Source organism: Dinghuibacter sp., from assembly GCF_035492835.1.
Lineage (GTDB): Bacteria > Bacteroidota > Bacteroidia > Chitinophagales > Chitinophagaceae > Dinghuibacter.
Genome location: NZ_DATJIY010000094.1, coordinates 1 through 18,640, shown reverse-complemented (window position 1 = coordinate 18,640; position 18,640 = coordinate 1). Strand labels below are relative to the sequence as shown.

The 18,640-nt window shown below is 57.8% G+C and carries 11 protein-coding genes; 10 read left to right on the top strand and 1 reads right to left on the bottom strand.

The genetic code is table 11. The features are described from left to right. Positions 1-7: 7 nt before the first annotated feature. The gene (locus VL547_RS08855; RefSeq protein ID WP_325577297.1) at positions 8-649 is read right to left on the bottom strand and encodes an endonuclease III; all 642 of its coding nucleotides are present in this window, start codon (positions 647-649) and stop codon (positions 8-10) included. A gap of 76 nt (positions 650-725) precedes the next feature. Between VL547_RS08855 and VL547_RS08850 the strand changes: the two genes are divergently transcribed. The 10 genes from VL547_RS08850 to VL547_RS08805 all read left to right on the top strand — a co-directional run. Next, positions 726-2,978, top strand: coding sequence for a serine hydrolase (locus tag VL547_RS08850; protein ID WP_325577296.1), 2,253 nt, complete (start codon positions 726-728; stop codon positions 2,976-2,978). Between the two features lie 38 nt (positions 2,979-3,016). Next, positions 3,017-4,006: a TlpA disulfide reductase family protein gene (locus VL547_RS08845; protein ID WP_325577295.1), complete on the top strand. Its 990-nt coding sequence runs from the start codon at positions 3,017-3,019 to the stop codon at positions 4,004-4,006. Between the two features lie 51 nt (positions 4,007-4,057). Further along, entirely contained in the window at positions 4,058-4,909 is an 852-nt protein-coding gene (locus tag VL547_RS08840; protein ID WP_325577294.1) for a hypothetical protein, read from the top strand. 139 nt (positions 4,910-5,048) lie between these two features. Beyond that, complete coding sequence (locus VL547_RS08835; RefSeq protein ID WP_325577293.1) at positions 5,049-7,436, top strand: hypothetical protein; 2,388 nt, start codon at positions 5,049-5,051, stop codon at positions 7,434-7,436. A gap of 124 nt (positions 7,437-7,560) precedes the next feature. Further along, a complete protein-coding gene (locus tag VL547_RS08830) occupies positions 7,561-10,752 on the top strand; it encodes a TonB-dependent receptor (RefSeq protein WP_325577292.1) in 3,192 nt (1,063 codons plus the stop codon). A 12-nt stretch (positions 10,753-10,764) separates the two neighbouring features. Then, a complete protein-coding gene (locus VL547_RS08825; RefSeq protein ID WP_325577291.1) occupies positions 10,765-12,690 on the top strand; it encodes a RagB/SusD family nutrient uptake outer membrane protein in 1,926 nt (641 codons plus the stop codon). Positions 12,691-12,726: 36 nt separating this feature from the next. Beyond that, entirely contained in the window at positions 12,727-13,470 is a 744-nt protein-coding gene (locus VL547_RS08820; RefSeq protein WP_325577290.1) for a DUF3823 domain-containing protein, read from the top strand. 1 nt (position 13,471) lies between these two features. Further along, on the top strand, positions 13,472-15,697 hold the full coding sequence (locus VL547_RS08815) for a hypothetical protein (RefSeq protein ID WP_325577289.1): 2,226 nt from the start codon (positions 13,472-13,474) through the stop codon (positions 15,695-15,697). Then, positions 15,691-17,991 (top strand): GH92 family glycosyl hydrolase, encoded by a 2,301-nt coding sequence (locus VL547_RS08810; RefSeq protein ID WP_325577288.1) that lies wholly within the window; start codon positions 15,691-15,693, stop codon positions 17,989-17,991. The genes VL547_RS08815 and VL547_RS08810 overlap by 7 nt, the downstream gene beginning before the upstream one ends. Before the next feature lie 459 nt (positions 17,992-18,450). Next, positions 18,451-18,640, top strand: a 190-nt coding sequence (locus VL547_RS08805) for a hypothetical protein (RefSeq protein ID WP_325577287.1), incomplete at its 3' end; no start/stop codon positions are given.

The window sequence follows — 18,640 nt, the reverse complement described above, 5'->3', positions numbered from 1 at the left end:
CCCCGCGTCAGCCATTCACGAGCCCTGCATAGTACGCGCAGACCTTGCGCATCAGGCACTCCTCGCACTTTGGCTTTGGCCGGCAAATCTCGCGGCCCAGGAACGACATGGCCATGCCCGCATCCCATTCACTGCGCGGAAGCTTCTCCATGATTTCCTGTTCTATCTTTTTGGGGTCTTCGGACGTGGCAATCCCCAGCCTCGGCGCCACGCGGACGACGTGGATGTCGACGATCACCCCCTCTGCGGGTTTGCCGGATTCGCGGAGGATGACGTTCGCCGATTTACGGCCGACGCCGGGAAGCCTGGTGAGCCCGTCGAGCGTGTCGGGGATGTTTTTGTCGGTCTTAACGGCGTCGGCTATTCCGAGCAGCCAGTTGATCTTGTTGGCGAAATTGCGCACCCGGACGTAGGGTCTGAGCTGGTCGGGCTTGGCCTTGGCCAGCGCGGTTATATCGGGGAACGCCTTGAAGAGCTCGGGGGCAAGGTTGTTGACGTTGGCGTCCCTGTCCTGGGCGGCAAGGACGACCATGACGAGCAATTGATAACGGTTCTTGTAGTCGAGGGGGAAGGGTTGGCCAGCGTACTTTTTCAGCAGCGGCTTGATGGCCTTTGGCCAGTCGACCTTCGGGGCGGCTTTGGTGGGCATAGACGGGCGCTTTTGGAACTTTAAAGCTACGTCCGATTTAACAAAAGATAAGGTTTATGCGTATTTAATTTGGGGCATGAAATTACCCTGCCTGCTCCTGCTCACCATCAGCATCACCACCGCCTACGCCCAGGAAGAACGCGTGCCCGTCTCTGGGAAGGTAGTCTCCTCCGACGGCGGCCAACCCATCACTTACGCTAGCGTTCGACTTATGGAGCGGGGGACCGGGACCGTTACTAACGACAGCGGTTCTTTTTTCCTGTGGGCGCCCAGGGGCAGGGACACGGTCGTGATCTCCCACCTGGGCTACAAGACGAGGTGGATAGCGCAAAGCGACGTGAAAGGCATGGTCGTTCTGGAGAAAGAGCCGGTGGAGATGCGGGAGGTCGTGGTGGGCGATCCACTGGAGATCATCCTCAAGGCGGTGGACCGGATACCGGAGAACTACCTGACCATACCGTATGTGACAAAGGGTTTTTACCGGACCACGGCTAAGAAAGAAAAGCAATATGGATTTTTGTCTGAATCCTTATTTGATATCTACAATTACGCCTTTGCCGACCAGCACGCGCCGGATTTCCGGTTGGTGAAGCACCGCGAATTCAAGGATACGGCGGCGATGGAAAACATCACCATCGGCAGCCGCCCGGAAGGGATCGAACACGACGACATCGTCCGGAACTTAAAGGATGGGGATATGAAGGTATTCACCGGTGAAGGACCGAAATATTATGATTATACGTTGGACGGTATCGTGGACGTCGGTGGAAGGCGGGCCTACCAGGTATCCTTCGACCAGAAAGACGGCTTGAAGGAAAGCCGGTTGAAAGGGAGTGTTTTCATCGACGTGAAAAGTTATGCTTTCCTCTATTTCGACTTCGGCAAAAGCCCAAAGGGGTTGCAGTATGACGAGTTTCCGGAAAGTGCGGCCAAGCGGACGCTGCTGAAGTTGCTCGGGATAACCCTGAAACGGACGCTGGACCATCGCACGATAGCCTACCGTCCTATCGGAAAGAAGTGGGTGTTGTCCGACGTAACACAAGACCTTCATTGGTATTACAAAACATCGAAAAACGGTCCGATCGTCAATCTCTATCCCGCCGCCCACTATGTCGTAACCGACGTCGATACCACGCCGCGACCGTTTGCCGCCGGAGAGATCATGCGCAGGACGGAGCTCATCGAAGACGAGGCGACCGATGAGGACAGCCTTTTCTGGAAAGACTACACGATCATCCTGCCGGACTTCCCGGAACAACCGGTGATCCGCCATATCAAAGCCTCGAATGCAGTGCGGCAGGTCCGCGTGGGTTTGGAGGCGCGGTTGCGGAAAATGCCAAGGAACACCGCCGAGAGGATCGATACCATCCTCTCTGTCTATCATGCGCATGGGTTGTTCAACGGCACCGCCCTGGTCAGCTGGAAGGGGAGTATCCTGGTCGACAAAGGGTATGGCTACGCCAACCGCGAGCGACACCGGTCGGCCGATGGGGGAACGGGTTACCGGATCGGTTCGACCAGCAAGACTTTTACCTCGGTCATCATCAACCAGCTGGTGGCGGAGGGCAAACTCAGATTGGATACCCCTATCCGCGCGTACCTGCCGGATTATGTCAATGGCGGCTTGACGATCGATCAATTGCTGACGCATAAGTCAGGGGTACACAACCTTACGGAGAGCGACGACTTTATGACATCGAACTTCGCCGGCTCCCTGTCGCTGAAAGAAGTGGTCAAAAAATATTGCAGCGATACGCTCGATTTCCCGGCTGGAACGCAGTTCAGTTACAGCAATTCCGGGTTTGTCCTGCTGGCCCTGATCGCGCAGGAGGTGACAGGCAAGCCGTTCGATCAGCTGTTGCAGGAACGCATTTTCGGGCCGTTAAAAATGGACCATTCCTATGTCGGTATGCGGCAGACCGACGGCGAAGCGACGGGTTATCTCGACGGCAGGCCCGAAGCCAGGTACGATGCCCGCAACCTCATGGGCGCCGGCGGGATCGTGAGCACCGCGGACGACCTGTTCAAATACAGCGAGGGACTCCGCACCCTGCTGCCGCCCGACCGGTTTCAGGACATGCTCAAACCGCGCGCGACATGGGATGAATACAAGGCCTACTATGACTATGGCTGGATGACGGACCGGGAAATGTTCGGCGTATCCGGGAATAAAAACATCGTGACCTACCACCCGGGTACGGATGCGGGCTTTTTTACGATGTTCGCCCGGCAGGACGACCGTGACGCGACCATCATATTGCTGAACAATACCGGCGATTTTCCACGCTTCGAGATGACCGATCTTATCTTGAACGAGCTCAACCGCTAGGGCTTGCGCGGGCAGCGCGGTTGCCGTATCTTAAGGATATGAAACCGCTCGCCCTCTTCACCCTCCTGGCGATCTCCGCCCAGGCGCAGACGCGCATACACCTGGTACTGGTGACCAACCGTCCGGTCGAAACGGTGGAGGCGTATGACGGCGACCAGACGGAACACCTGGAGGCGAGGTACCAGGATTCGGTACTGTTTTCTTTTCATACAAAAGAGCCGACCTTTTATAGGATCGGGTACAGGGAGGCGGACAAGAACCGGAACGATGTGCTGTGGCTCGACCCGGGGGACGATACCGTCATGGCGCACCTGCAGGGCGACGAGCTGGTCATCGACACGGTGATGGGGTCGCCGCTGTATTACGCGGCTAAACATTTTGAAAGAGACCTGACGCGTACGGACAGCGCCGGGCGGAACGCTTTTCTCCTACAGGCATTCGAAGACAATATCGATAACCTGTATTCTTCGATCATCGGGCGGGTCTATATACAGCGTAACCACAACGACCGGGCGGCGCTCGTACGGCTCAAAGCGCTCGTGGACCGGCAGGGCCAGCGCCTGCAATGGTCGCTTTGGTACCGGATGATGACAGACCAGCTGAACGCGGACCTGACGATTTCGCGTATCCGGGTGGCGGATTTTTCCGTGCTCGACCGTCATGGCAGGGAGGCCGGCATCCAATTGGCCGGTGCGGATACGTACGTCCTGGATTTCTGGTTCCTGGCCTGTCCGCCCTGCGTCCAGGACCACCACCGGATCAAAGCCATGGAGGAGCAGCTCAGGGAACACCGGGTCAGCCTGATCGGCGTCTCCATAGATCAGCGCGACCAGTGTAAGACCTGGAACGCGTATTTGACCGAGAACGGTTATGGCTGGCCCAATTACATGGACGCCCGCCGGAATCTGTCAGGGTTCCTGGCGCTACACGAGTACCCTACCTACGTCGTACTGGATGGACAGGGGAATGTCAAGGGTACCTACAACGACTTCGGGGACGTGCTCAAGGGCATAGGCCTGCCCCAATGACGCGCCCCAACGCGTGCCCGTGTTTTGTCGTTATACCAGTAAATGCCTGCCTTGACTCCCCAACGACTGCTGCTGGCGCCGGTGTTTTGCCTGGCGTCCTGCCTCCCCATCAACCGGTACGTCTACCGGGCAAATCCCATCAACCTTCCCGGCCAGCTGGAAAAGGGCGAAAGCCGGGTCACGGTCGCTGCCGGCGGCAATGCCGCCATCGGCCCTCCGGACGGTCTGGGCGGCGTGGACGTCCAGGCAGCCTATGCCGTGAGCGACCGCATGACGCTGCTCGGCGGGTTCTCCAACCGTTCTGGCAATCAAACCGGGCGGAATGACTATCCGCCCCTGTTTTCACCGCAAACCAGGGATACCAATGACGAAAGTTACCTGCACTACCGCAACGATACCTGGGAGCTCGGCCTGGCATATAACTTCCATTTCCGGAGGCGCGTCGGACTTTCGCTGGCCGCGGGCGGGGGCGGTGGTTCTTACCGCATCGACGACCACGGCGCGCTCCACGATACGCTGTACAACGCCTATCTGCATACGCGGCTTTTACAGTGGTTCATACAACCGGCAATGGTATTCAAGGCCAAAAAGGTCATCGAGCTCGGCGTGGGGGTGCGTCTATCGTCGAGCTCGTATTCCCGGCTCAGCACCAGTTATCCGGACGACCGGCAGCACGCCTTCGACGTGAATGGGCTGCAGGGGAACACCCTGTTTATGATCCAGCCGTTCTGGTGGATGACCCTCCGTCCGCACCTGCCCTGGCTACAGATACACATGCAGATGAGTATTAACGCGGGCGGACCCAATACGAGCCCCGGACCGGGTGACAACTACAGTTATTATTGGCTGAACGGGGGCGTTGGCGTAACTGTCGATCCCATCCGCCTTTTTACGAAATTATGACCTAAATTAGCGTCGGAACAGTCCAATAAACAACGAGACGCTTGTGAGGGTATATAAAAACATATTATTAATAATATTATGCTTTCATGTACTGAATATCAATGCACAGGGTTTGTTGTTTGCCTCTGAAGACAGTTTGTTGACACAGCGTACCTCCCTGCGTCCGTTTCCCGCCGAGGTTCCGGTATTCCGGGACCATTTTTCCATCGCATTCGATTTGTCTTTGTGGGACAAGGCCAATCTCGGTTATGTCTTTGACGTCCTGGACAAGGACAATTCCTATAGCCTGAGCTACATCTATGACCTCGGCCGGGGCTACCTGAACCTCAACATCGACAGCAAGAGCAACAAAATCAGGATCCCGCTCGAGACAGCCCTGCTCAAAAAAAAAAATTGGATAAAAATCCGCGCGGACTTCGACCTGAAGGGTGACGCGGTGACCGTCACCGTGGACAGCACCGCCTACCACGCCGATAAAATGGGTTTCCGGGAGGAAATGCCCGCCAACCTCGTTTTTGGGAAAAACCCCCGCTATACCGAGGTACCCAATATGGCCATCAAGGACCTGTATGTGGGGAACGAGGGCCAACACTTTTTCTTTCCCCTCGATGAATGGAGCGGGAACAGCGTCCACGAAGCCGGTGGGTCAGTAATCGGCTCGGTGGAGAACCCGGTCTGGCTGATCAACGAGTCTTTTTTTTGGAAACCGGTGTATGCGGAGTCCTTCCCGGCGGTAGCGGGGCTGAACTTCGACCCGCTGCGCCAGGACGTATTTATATTTACCGGGGACTCGTTGATCACTTACAACCCAGACCTGCGCAGGGTATCCGCAATGACCTATGCCAATAAGCTGCCCGTAAAAATGGTCCTCGGCAAGAGCATCTTCAACGCGCGGGAGAACAAGCTGTATCTCTACGAGCTGTTTGACGAGCCCCGCGGCGCGCCCAGCGTGGCCTCATTGGATATGGACTCCGGCAGCCTGAAGTGGACCCCGATCGGGAAAACGGTCCTGCCCGGGCAGCTCCACCACCACAATATTTTTTACGACGACTCGCAGCACCGGTTCTACCTGTTCGGGGGTTACGGGCTCTACAGCTACCACAATGCCTTCCTTTCCTATAACGACAGTACCGATACCTGGGATAAGGTGGCGTTTACGGGGGACACGATATGCCCGCGTTTTTTTTCCGCCACGGGGCCTTCGGATAAGCCCGGCGAGATATTGTTGTTTGGCGGCTATGGGAACGAGTCGGGCAGCCAGGTCGTCGGAGGGAAGCAGTACTATGACTTGTATCGGATCAATCTAAACGACCACAGCATCAAAAGGTGCTGGAGCACCACACCCCCGGACAAGAGCGTCTTCGTTCCGGCTAATAACCTGGTACTGTCGCCGGACAAAAGATTTTTCTACGCCCTTTGTTATCCCCACGAGGTCGCCAAGACCGAACTGAAGCTATATAAGTTTTCGATCGCCGACGGCTCCTACGAGGTAGTGAGCGCCCCGGTACCGGTCACGTCTATGCGCATCGAAAGCGACATCAACCTGTTCTACAGCGAACGCACGGAGGAATTCTTTTGCGCGATCCAGGAGTTCGCGGACAGGCAGCGGTCGATGGTCAGGTTGTATACGCTGGCTGCCCCCCCGGTACCCGTCGCGGTGTACCTCCGGTCGCTCCAGCCGGCGACCAGACCGTCGCTACGGTGGATGTGGTGGCTAATCCTGGCGCCTTTGGCCGTCGGATCGTGGTGGCTGTTCAGACCCCGGGTACGAAAGCCGGCCATCGCGCCACCCGAAACCGCGCCGCCCGCGCCGGCGGTGATCCAGCAGAACGCCATCTACCTCCTGGGCGAGTTCGCCGCCTTTGACAGGGAAGGCCGGGACATCACCCACCTGTTCAGCCCGAAGATCAAGCAGCTCTTTGTGTTGATCCTCCTCAACAGCCTGGACGGCAAGGGGATAGTGTCCAAGAAGGTGTCCGCCAAGCTCTGGCCAGACAAGGACGTGGCCAAATCCAAGAACATCAAGGGCGTTACCTTCAACCACTTGCGGAACATCATCAGCGACATCGATGGGGTCGAGCTCGTTTTTCAAAACGACACCTATTCTTTTACCCTTGGCGAGGCCTTTATCTGCGATTTCTGCGTCCTCACCGAGGCGATCCGCCACCGGCCGGAAAGCCTGACGGGGTATTTGCACCTGCTGACCCGGGGGCCCCTGCTGCCGGATATGCCCGAGCCCATCCTCGATCACCACAAAACGGCCTTCGAAGAGCAATTGATCGATCTTTTGCTGCCGGCCATGGTCCATTTGTACGACACCCGGGAGCTGAAGACGGCCCTGGAGGTAGCCAAGCTGGTCCTGACCCTGGACGCCTTTAACGAGGAGGCCCTCAAATACCAGCTTCGGATATACCGCCGGCTGAAGGGTATCGAATACTCCCGTAAGGCATACGACCAATTCACCCAGGACTATGAGCGGTCGCTCGGGGTGGCTTACCACGTCAGTTTTGACAAGATCCTACAGTGATCACTGGCTCCAGGCGGCCGGTTAACCAATTAAATCGGCTATTAACCCGGTTTTTAACCCATTTTTTAAGGGGTGGCGGTATATCATTGGTCTGACCTAAACCAAAATCGTAAACTAATTCTTTATGAAGAAATTTTTAGCAGGCCACGCTCGGTGGCTTGCCACGATTCTTGCCTGTGTACTGCTCTTTTCCACACCCGCCCTTGCCCAAAACAGTTCCCGCACGGGGACCGTCGTGGACGAAAAAGGAGCGCCTCTCCCCGGGGTCTCCATCCTGGTCAAGGGAACCAAAACCGGGACGACGACCGACGCCACAGGCCATTTTACCATCCAGGCGCCCAATAGCGCCATCCTGATCTTCAGTTATATCCAATACGCCACCAAAGAAGTGGCGGTAGGTAACCAGAAGACCATCGACGTCAACCTGGCGCCGACCGCCGCAAACGTCAACGAGGTGGTGGTCGTCGGGTACGGGACACAAAAAAAGGTCTCCATGACCGGGGCGGTATCCTCGGTCAATGCCCAGGAGATCGTGACCACCAAAAATGAAAACGTGGAGAACATGCTCACGGGTAAGGTGCCCGGGTTGCAGATCGTGCAGAACACGGCCGAGCCCGGCGACTTCGCCAACAACATCAACATCCGCGGCATGGGTAATCCCCTGATTGTCATCGACGGGGTGGAACAACCCGACTTCCCGATCACGCAGAACAGCGGGGACAACAACGTGGGTTCGAGCAACATCTTTACCCGGCTCGATCCGAACGACATCGAAAGCGTCTCCGTGCTCAAGGACGCGAGCGCTTCAGTCTACGGGGTCAAGGCGGCCAACGGGGTCATCCTGATCACGACCAAACGCGGTCATTCCGGCCAGCTTTCGCTCAGCTACAGCGGCACCTACGGCTGGCAGGTACCCTCCGGGCTTCCGAAGCCCGTCGACGCCGTCCAGTATATGGAGCTGGTCAACGAGCAGGCCCTGCATACGCCCAATGGGGGTATCCCGGTCTATACGGACGCGCAGATCAAGCAATACCAGGACGGCACGCTCAAAAGCACGGACTGGTATGACGCCGTCTTCAAAAAGTCCGCCGCGCAGCAGCAGCACAACCTGACAGCCACGGGCGGGAACGAGATCGCCTCCTACCTCCTCAGCGCCGGTTATACCGACCAGGACGGGTTCCTTCAAAGCAACGCATTGAACTACAAACGGTACAACGTCCGCGCAAATGTCACCAGCAAGATCGGGAAGCGCTTTACCGTGAACCTGAACCTCAGCGGTATCATGGACACGAAGAATGCGCCCTCCGAATCCTTTTGGTGGATCACCCGCGAGACCTGGCGGGAGCTACCCACGCAAACGATCTATGCCAACAACAACCCCGCTTACCTGAACAACGGGATCGTGGACGGGGGGAACCCGGTGGCATTCATGGACCCCAACATCGTGGGGTATAGCACGCTGAACAACAAATGGTTTTCCGGCTCGATCAGCGTGGACTACAAGTTCCCGTTCATCGATGGGCTGACTGCCAGGGCGTTCTTTAGCTATAATTACCAGCTCCAGGATAACAAGCTTTTCCAGAAATCCTTTAACCTGTATACATACAACGCCGCGAACCAGACGTACAACGCTACGTTGAACAACTCCCCGAGCTATGTGCAGCGTCAATTCTACGAATATCCGCAGAATACCGACCAGCTATCGCTGAACTACCAGCACACCTTCGCCGACGCGCACAACGTGGGCGCCATGGTGCTCCTGGAAGGCAACGCGCAAAGCGCCGACAATTTCGCCGCTTACCGCCAGCTGGCCATCCCCGTCGACCAGATCATCGCGGGGAACAGCGCGAACCAGAACGCCACGCAGGACGGCGGCAATACGGCGCTGTACAGCTACGCCACCAATTCGGTGGTCGGACGCGTTACCTACGACTTCAAGACCCGGTATCTGGCTGAATTCAGCTTCCGGACGGACGAATCCTCGAAGTTCGCCCCGGGCCAGAAGTATGGTTTCTTCCCCGCCGGTCAGCTGGGCTACCGGATTTCCGATGAGCCCTTCTTCAAGAATGTCCATGCCCTGAATTTTATCGACAACCTGAAGCTGCGCGGGACATACGGAGTGCTCGGGGACGATGGCTCCCTGTACTTCCAGTTCCTCAACGGGTACACCTACCCGGCGAGCGGCAGCAACAACCAGCTGCCGGGCGGCGCGGTGTTTGGGGGTTCCTACATCAATTCGGTCCAAAGCACCGGTATCCCGAATCCCAAGGTCTCCTGGATGACGTCGCATACGCTCGACGTGGGGTTGGACCTGGATGCCTGGAACGGGTTGCTGGGCTTTAGCGGGGACTTTTTCATCCGGAACCGGTCGGGCATCCTGGCCGCTTCAACGCTGACGGTGCCCGAAGTCCTCGGCGCTTCCCTGCCCGAAGAAAACCTGAACGGGGATCGCACCAGCGGGATCGACTTCGAGATCGACCACCGGAACCACATCGGCAAATTCAACTATAATGTAAAGGCGACCTTCTCCTACGCCCGTACCCGGAACACCGTTGTAGCCGAGTCGCCCCAAGGCAACTCCTACCTCGACTGGCTGTACCAGTCGGCGAACCGCAACCAGGGCATCCAATGGGGCTATGGCGCCGCCGGACAATACCAGAACTATCAGCAGATCATCAATAGCCCGGTTTATGTCGGCCGCGGCACGACCGTCGGCGATTATATCTACCAGGACTGGAACGGAGACGGGCAGATCGATGGAAACGACATTCACCCGATCGCCTATGGGGGCACTCCGAACGGAGGCCCCGGTACGCAACCCCTGATCACGTATGGGGTCAATATCGGCGGGTCTTACCAGGGTTTTGACGCGAACCTGCTTTTCCAGGGCTCCGCGATCTATAGCGTCTCGTACATCGAGCAGCTCAACATACCGCTCTGGGGCGGGGGCAGCGCGCTGACGTACTTTACGAACAACTACCACCCGGTCAACCCGACGGCCGATCCGTATAACCCGAACACGCAATGGGCTTCCGGTTCGTATGCGTATACCGGGACCACCGCCATGACCAATTCCTCGTTCAACTTCCAGAACGCGTCCTACCTCCGGTTAAAGGCCGCGGAGCTTGGGTATTCGCTTTCACCCCAATTGCTGCGCAAAACAGGGATCAAAGGCATCCGGTTCTATGTCACCGGGTACAATCTGTTTACCATCACCAAGGTCAAGTACCTGGACCCCGAGCACCCCTCGGGCACCTACGGGTACCTCTACCCGCTTGACAAACTCTACAGCTTTGGTTTGAACCTGAAATTTTAATCATCAACGATCATGAAAAAATTCATCATAGCTTTTTGTGCGCTGGCGTTCTTTGCGGCTTGCCGTAAACTGGACATCCCACCGCAAAACATCATCCAGGACCAGGACATCTTCGGTTCCTCCGCCGGTATACAGGCCTATATGGCGCGGCTGTACAGCGAGCTGCCGATCGAGGACTTCCGGTACTCTCCGGCCCGGGGGCTCAATTTCTTCTGGATCATCAGCCCCACACCCGCCACGACGGGGGAGGCCATCAGCCGGGACCAGACCAGCTCGATGCAGGAAAACTTCGGCGGTTGGAGCTGGGACATCTGGGGCGGCAGCTATACCGTTATCCGGGACTGCGATTACTTTATCCAGACCCTGCCGACCTATGCCAGCACCTTTTCGCAGGCCCAGGTCAGCCAGTGGCTGGGGGAGGCGTACTTCGTGCGCGGTATGACGTACTTCGGGCTGGTCAAGCGCTTCGGCGGCGTACCCATCGTCAATAAGGTGCTCAACTATGTACCCGGGGAAAGCGCGGACAGCCTGGAAATCCCCCGCTCCTCCGAGGAGGCCTGCTGGAACCAGGTGGACTCGGACTTCACCTATGCGATGACCAACCTGCCCGCTGTCAACGGCGATTATGCGGACGGCAGCCGGGCCAACAAATACGTGGCTGCCGCTTTTGAATCCCGGGCGATGCTTTACGCCGGGTCTGCCGCGGAATACAACACCATCACGCTTTTCGACAACAACCACAACCAGCTCTGCGGGATGCCGTCCAACCTCGCCGCGGGGTATTTCCAAAAGGCCTATAGCGCGGCGCAGTCGCTCGACGGCGTCTACAGCCTGTACCTGACGGCCTGGTCCGCCACCGACCCGAACGCGCAGTACCAGAACTTCGTGAACCTGTTCTCGGACGCTTCCAGCAAGGAAAGCATCTTCGTCCGCGAATACCAATACCCGAATTCCGTCCATGGGTACGACGCCTACAACGTACCCCGCCAGCTGATCGGCCCCAACGGCTATTCGGCCGAGGTCAACCCGACCCTGGACTTCGTGGAAATGTTCGACGGGATACCCGAGAACGCGGACGGGACGATCCAGAACCTGGACGCCACCGGGCACTATAAGCTATTCGATAATACGATGGACCTTTTCGCGACCGCGGAACCGCGGTTGCGCGCCACCGTTATACTGCCGGGGGACGCCTTCAAGGGGCAGAACATCGAGATCCGCCGCGCCATCTATACCGGTTCCTCCGCCGGGGGTATCAGCCCGCTGCTGCCGGCCGGTTCCCGCGCGCAATACCCGACGTCGCAGCTGGTCGTTTCCTCCACCGCCGCCCAGACGCCTTACACGCTGCCCGACGGTACGCTCATGAACCCCGCGGGGCTGAGCGGTATCTTCACCGGCGACCAGACCTGCGCCATCTCGGGTTTCTCGGTCCGCAAATGGCTCAACCCGAACCTCCCCACCGCCCAGGTGCTCGAAAACAACGAGACCCAGACCTGGATCGAAATGCGTTACGCCGAAGTACTCCTCAACCGGGCGGAAGCGGCGATGGAGCTGGCCAACCTCGGCGCCGGCGGAAGCCTCGCCGACGCCATGGCCGACGTCAACCAGATCCGTTCCCGTGCCGGGGCCGTACCCTGGACCGTCGCGGGGCCTTCGCCCATCGATACCATCCGTAAAGAGCGGCGCAAGGAGCTGGCGTTCGAGAACAAGACGTACTGGGACCTGAAGCGCTGGCGCATCTTTGCGCAGGAGCAAAACGGCCGCGAATACCGCATACTGATGCCGTTCTATTCTTCCACCGCGGGGAAATATTTCTTCGACGCCCGGACCGACGAACGGAACGACGTCTATACGTACGACCCGCGCTGGTATTATGAGCAGCTGCCCGGCGGGGCCATTTCCAAGAGCACTAACGTGATTCAGAATCCAGGATACTAGCGCGCCGCTGGTGTGCGTCACTAAATTTTAATTATCATGAAAAAAATATTTTTTGCAGCCTTCGCTCTTTTTGCGTTCGCCTGCAACAAGATCGATAACTACCCGGCCCCGTCGGACACTATCACCGGCAAGACCCTCGACGAGGTCACCGGCGAGACCGTACAAACCGAGATCGGCGGGGGCGGTACCCGCGTAGAATTGCTGGAGACCAGCTACAGCGCCAACCCGGTGCCCATTTATTTCCAGTCGATGCAGGACGGGTCCTTTAACAACACCAAGGTCTTTGGCGCCACATATAACGTACAGGTGCAAGGTCCCTTCGTACCTTTGATACAGATGGACAACAGCGGGAACGTGATCTCCGACTCCAGCCAGAACATCGTGCTCAAGGGCACGGCCGACCTGACCTTCAAGGTCCAGCCGTACCTGCGTGTACAGATCGTGGGCCAGCCGGTGATCAACCCGGACACCACCGTGACCGTGCAGGTGACCGTTACGCGGGGCACCAACAACCCGGGCTACCAGCAGGATGTTACGGACATCAACCTGTACGTCAGCAACACCCAGTACGACGGGAACAACAACTACGATCCCCGCTATTCCGCCCGGAGCTCCTATTCGGGTTCCACGGGGACCGCGTTGCTGGGGCAGACGCTGACGCTCACCACCGTGGGCGGCGCGCTTCCGGCCCAGGATGTTTACTTCCGCGTGGGAGCGCGGATCAACGCGGGGTTGAACGAGTACAACTACAGCGTTCCGGTTTCGATTACATACCCTTAACATGAAGAGATATATCGCTTTTTGCAGTTGGTTTCTGGTTTCAGTGTACGGGATGGCGCAGACGGCGCCATCCCATTCTCCGGGCGCCGCGGGCGGCACGGCCGCTTCGCGCGCGTCGGGTGCTTCGGCCGCGTCGGACGCCGCGGGCGCGCCCCGCGAGAAGACGGCGTTTCAGACGAGCCACGCCTGGATCCCCGAGATCGATGTCCGTTCCGACGTGGCTATCGTATACGGCGTAAATGAGCGCGGCCAGGAGACCTTCGAGGACCGCGTCAAATCCTGGCGGGACCGCGGCTACACGACGGCCTTTATGACGGGCATCGCGTGGGGCCAGTACTTCGACTATTTCCTCGGCAAATGGGATGGCCAGAACCACCTCGGGATCGGGCAGGTCACCGCGCAGGGCGACACCATCTGGCACGGGCACAATATGCCCTACGTCGTGCCGGTCCAGTCATTTATCGACTTCATGAAGACGGCGGTCGTCAAACGCGTGATCGACGCGGGCATCACGCTGATCTTTTTGGAGGAGCCCGAGTTCTGGGCCAGGGCCGGTTATAGCCAGCCCTTCAAAGACGAATGGCAGAAGTATTATGGATTTCCCTGGCGGCCCCAGGACGCTTCCGCGGAAAACACTTATTTGTCCAGCAAATTGAAGTATCACCTGTATTACAATGCCATCGAGCAGGTGTCCAGCTACGCCAAGTCGTACGGCCGCAGCAAGGGGCTTGACATCAAGGTCTATATCGCCACCCATTCGCTCGTCAACTATTCCTCCTGGAAGATCGTCAGCCCGGAGGCAAGTCTCGCCTCCCTGCCCAGTATCGACGGCTACATCGCCCAGGTGTGGACCGGTACGTCGCGCGAGCCGACGTACTTCGACGGCGCTCGGAAGGAGCGGGTTTTCGAGAACGCCTATCTCGAATATGGCTCGATGAAGTCGATGACCGCGCCCACCGGCCGCAAGGTATTCTTCCTCACCGATCCCATCGAGGACCGGGCGGTCGACTGGGCGGACTATAAAAAGAATTACCAGGCTACGTATACCGCCGAAATCATGTACCCGGGTTTTGCCGACTACGAGGTGATGCCCTGGCCGGAGCGGATATATACGCACAAGTACAAGCTCACCCACGGCGACTCCGCCGTACTGATCCCGAAGTACTATTCGACGCAGATACAGGTTATGATCAACGTGCTCAACGAGATGCCGAAATCGTCGAACGTGTTGAACGGCTCGCATGGTATAAGCGTGCTGATGGGCAACTCGCTGATGTTCCAGCGGTTCCCGGATCATAACGGTTACGAGGACCCGCAGTTCTCCAATTTCTACGGCCAGACGCTGCCGTTCGTCAAGCGCGGGGTCCCGGTGGAGACGGTGCATATGGAGAATCTGAAGTATCCCGCCACGCTGGCGTCCACCAAGGTGCTGATCATGAGCTACTCGAACATGAAGCCAATGTCGCCTGAGGTGCACCGTTACCTGGCGGCCTGGGTACGTTCCGGAGGCATCCTCGTTTATGTCGGGCGGGATGAAGACCCTTACCAGTCGGTGATGGAGTGGTGGAATACGTCCGGTCTTTCTTTTACCGCCCCCTCTCAACATCTCTTTAAGCTGCTCGGCGTGCCGGGCGCCGCGGGTCGTTACACCGTCGGACGCGGCACGGTGTATATCGTCCGGCAGGACCCCAAGGAATTCGTGCTCCAGCCATCCGGCGATACCGCCTTCGTGTCGCTGATCCGCAGGGCGTATCCGGGGAAGCTCGAGCTCAAGAATAATTTTTACCTGGAGCGGGGCCCCTATGACATCGTATCGGTCCTCGACGAGAACCCCGACGCTGCGCCCTATACGGTACAAGGACCGGTCATCGACCTGTTTGATCCTACGCTGCCGGTGTTGGCTTCGAAAACCGTGAATCCGGGGGAGCAATCATTGCTGTATGACGTTCGCCGGGCGGCTCCGCGTTCGCCAAAGGTGCTGGCGTCGGCGTCTCGGATATATTCGCCGTTGGTTGTAGGACGGTCTTTCGCTTTTGTAGCGAAGAGCCCGGTGAACACGGTCAATGCGGTACGCGTCTGGTTGCCGTCCGAGCCCTCGCACGTGTCGGCCGCCTCTTCCGCCGGCGCCGCGGTCCCGGTGCGGTCATCGTGGGATGCGTCGTCGCATACGGAGCTCCTTGGATTTGATAATAGCCCGGATGGGATAAAAGTTACATTAACGTGGTAAGATTCCTCACGCCTTGCCTGCTGCTGGTCGCCGCCCGCGTCCTGGCGCAGACGCCCGCCCCGCAGGTCCTTGTGTCGACGCCCGCCGCGTCGATGACGCCCGTGGACTACGTCAACCCGCTCATGGGCACCGATTCGAAACCCGAGCTGTCCAACGGTAATACCTATCCCGCCGTAGCCGTGCCCTGGGGCATGAACTTCTGGACGCCCCAGACCGGTAAAATGGGGAGCGGCTGGCAATACACCTACGCGGCGGACAAGATCGTGGGCTTTAAACAAACCCACCAGCCGTCACCCTGGATGAACGACTACGGCCAATTCAGCATCATGCCCGTCACCGGTCGCCTGCAGGTGACGGAGGAACAACGGGCCAGCTGGTTTTCGCACAAGGCGGAGGTTTCCGAGCCATACTACTACAGCGTCTACCTGGCCGACCATGACGTGACCACCGAGATCACGCCCACCGAAAGAAGCGCGCAGTTCCGGTTCACCTTTCCGCAATCCGACAGCTCCTCCATCGTCATCGATGCCTTCAACAAGGGATCGTATGTAAAGGTCCTGCCCGCCGAACACAAGATCATCGGGTATTCGACGCGTTTTGCGCGGGGGCCGTTGCCGGATTTCAGGAATTACTTTGTCATTTATGTGGACAAGGACTTCGCTTTTTCGCGGGTGTTTTCCGACGGGGCGTTGTCCGCGGGCACCGAGCTTTCGGCGGACCACGCGCTGGCGGTGATCGGGTTTTCGACCCGGCGCGGCGAACAGGTGCGCTTGCGCGTGGCGTCGTCGTTTATCAGTTACGAGCAGGCGGAATTGAACCTGCGTCGTGAGCAGGGCGACATGTCGTTCGACACCCTTTGCGCCCGTGCCCGCACTATTTGGAACAGCACACTCAGCCGCGTGTCCGTCTCCGGCGGCACAGTCGACCAGACGCGCACGTTCTATTCCTGCCTCTACCGGATGCTGTTCTTCCCGAACAAGCTCTACGAGATCGACGCCACCGGTCATCCCATCCACTGGAGCCCCTATAACGGCAGGACGATGCCGGGCTATATGTTTGCCGGCACCGGTTTCTGGGATACCTTCCGCGCGTTGTACCCTTTCCTGAACCTGGTTTATCCGTCCGTCGTCCGCGAGATGCAGGAAGGACTGATCAACGACTATAAGGAAGGCGGCTGGCTCCCCGAATGGTCCAGCCCCGGCTATTCGGATGTCATGATCGGCAACAACTCCGCGTCCGTCGTCGCCGAAGCCTATCTAAAAGGGCTGCGCGGCTACGACATCGAAACCCTTTACCAGGCGCTCGTCCACGACGCCTCCGCCGAAGGCCCCCGCGCCGCCGGGCGCGTCGGGGTCAACTATTACGATAGCCTCGGTTACGTCCCTTACGACGCCCACATCAACGAGAACGCGGCGCGGACCCTCGAGTATGCTTACGACGACTTCGCTATATGGTCGCTGGGCAAAGCGCTGGGTAAGCCGGCGTCCCAGATCGATGTGTATCGTCGACGGGCTCTCAACTACCGCAACGTATATGACGCGTCCACGCGGTTGATGCGCGGCCGGAATTTGGACGGCACCTTCGAAAGCCCCTTCAACCCCTTCAAATGGGGCGACGCCTTTACCGAAGGCAACAGCTGGCACTATACCTGGGGTGTGTTTCACGACATCCAGGGCCTGATCGGCCTGGTTGGCGGTAACCGCGCCTTCGTCGCCAAGCTGGATTCGGTGTTTACGCTGCCCCCGGTTTTCGACGACAGTTACTACGGTACCGTCATCCACGAGATCCGGGAAATGCAGATCGCGAATATGGGCCAGTACGCCCATGGCAACCAGCCCATCCAGCACATGATCTATCTCTACGACTACGCCGCCGCGCCCTGGAAGGCCCAATACTGGGCCCGCGAAACCATGAACCGGATGTACCGCGCCACCCCCGACGGCTACTGCGGCGACGAAGACAACGGCCAGACCTCCGCCTGGTACGTCTTCTCCGCCCTCGGTTTCTACCCCGTCACCCCCGCCAGCGATCAATATGCGCTCGGCGCGCCGCTCTTCCCCTCCGCGACGCTCCACCTCGAAAACGGGCACACCGTCGTGATCCGCGCGTCCGACGCCTCGCGTCGCTACGTCTCGCGTCTGACGTTGAACGGGGCGGTGTACGACCGGAACTATATTACCCATTCGGGGTTGCTCAGGGGGGCGGTGCTGGATTTCACGATGTCTGCCGTTCCAAATACTGCGCGGGGCATTGCGCCGGCGGATAGGCCATTTTCAATGTCGCTCGGCCGCTAGGCTTACCTATTTTTAGTCGACAATTTGAGTCCCGGGCCCTTACGGTCCGGGATTTTTCTATATGCTACTATATGTTTCTAAATGGCTATAAACCAACAATTTATTTGGATTTCTCATTCACCGTGTTGTATCTTTGAACAACACAAATTTTACGGTATGGCGAAGTCATTTTATGATTCCGATTATAAAATTGAAATCGGTGAAAAGAGGGTGGAGCAGTATACTTCATCTTATCAAATGAGAGACGGACAGATACCCAAATTGGTTATCATTTATTCCTGCCTCGGTATTTATTTCCTTCCGATTCTTCGGGACCTTTTCAATGACCGTTTCGGCCTTTTCAGCATTATGACGGTCCTATTTTGGGGTTGTTTGTGAATCTCTTGTATATACGCCCTCCGGCTGTTTTATCCAAGGGAGATTAGGGATTTGAAACCCGGTGACGAATATTATCTGCAAATGCTCGAAGAGATGGAGAAGAATAGGATCAATGCATCAATGGCTCCATGGGAAGTGCAGAAAGAGAAGATGGAGATTGACGAGATAGTCAAGGGCAAGTATTTAAAAGAACTCGAACTTGCGCAGGAGGTTTGTTTGTTAGATATCGAGCGCAAGAAGTATCTATATCAAAAGGCGTTATTGTGGGCTA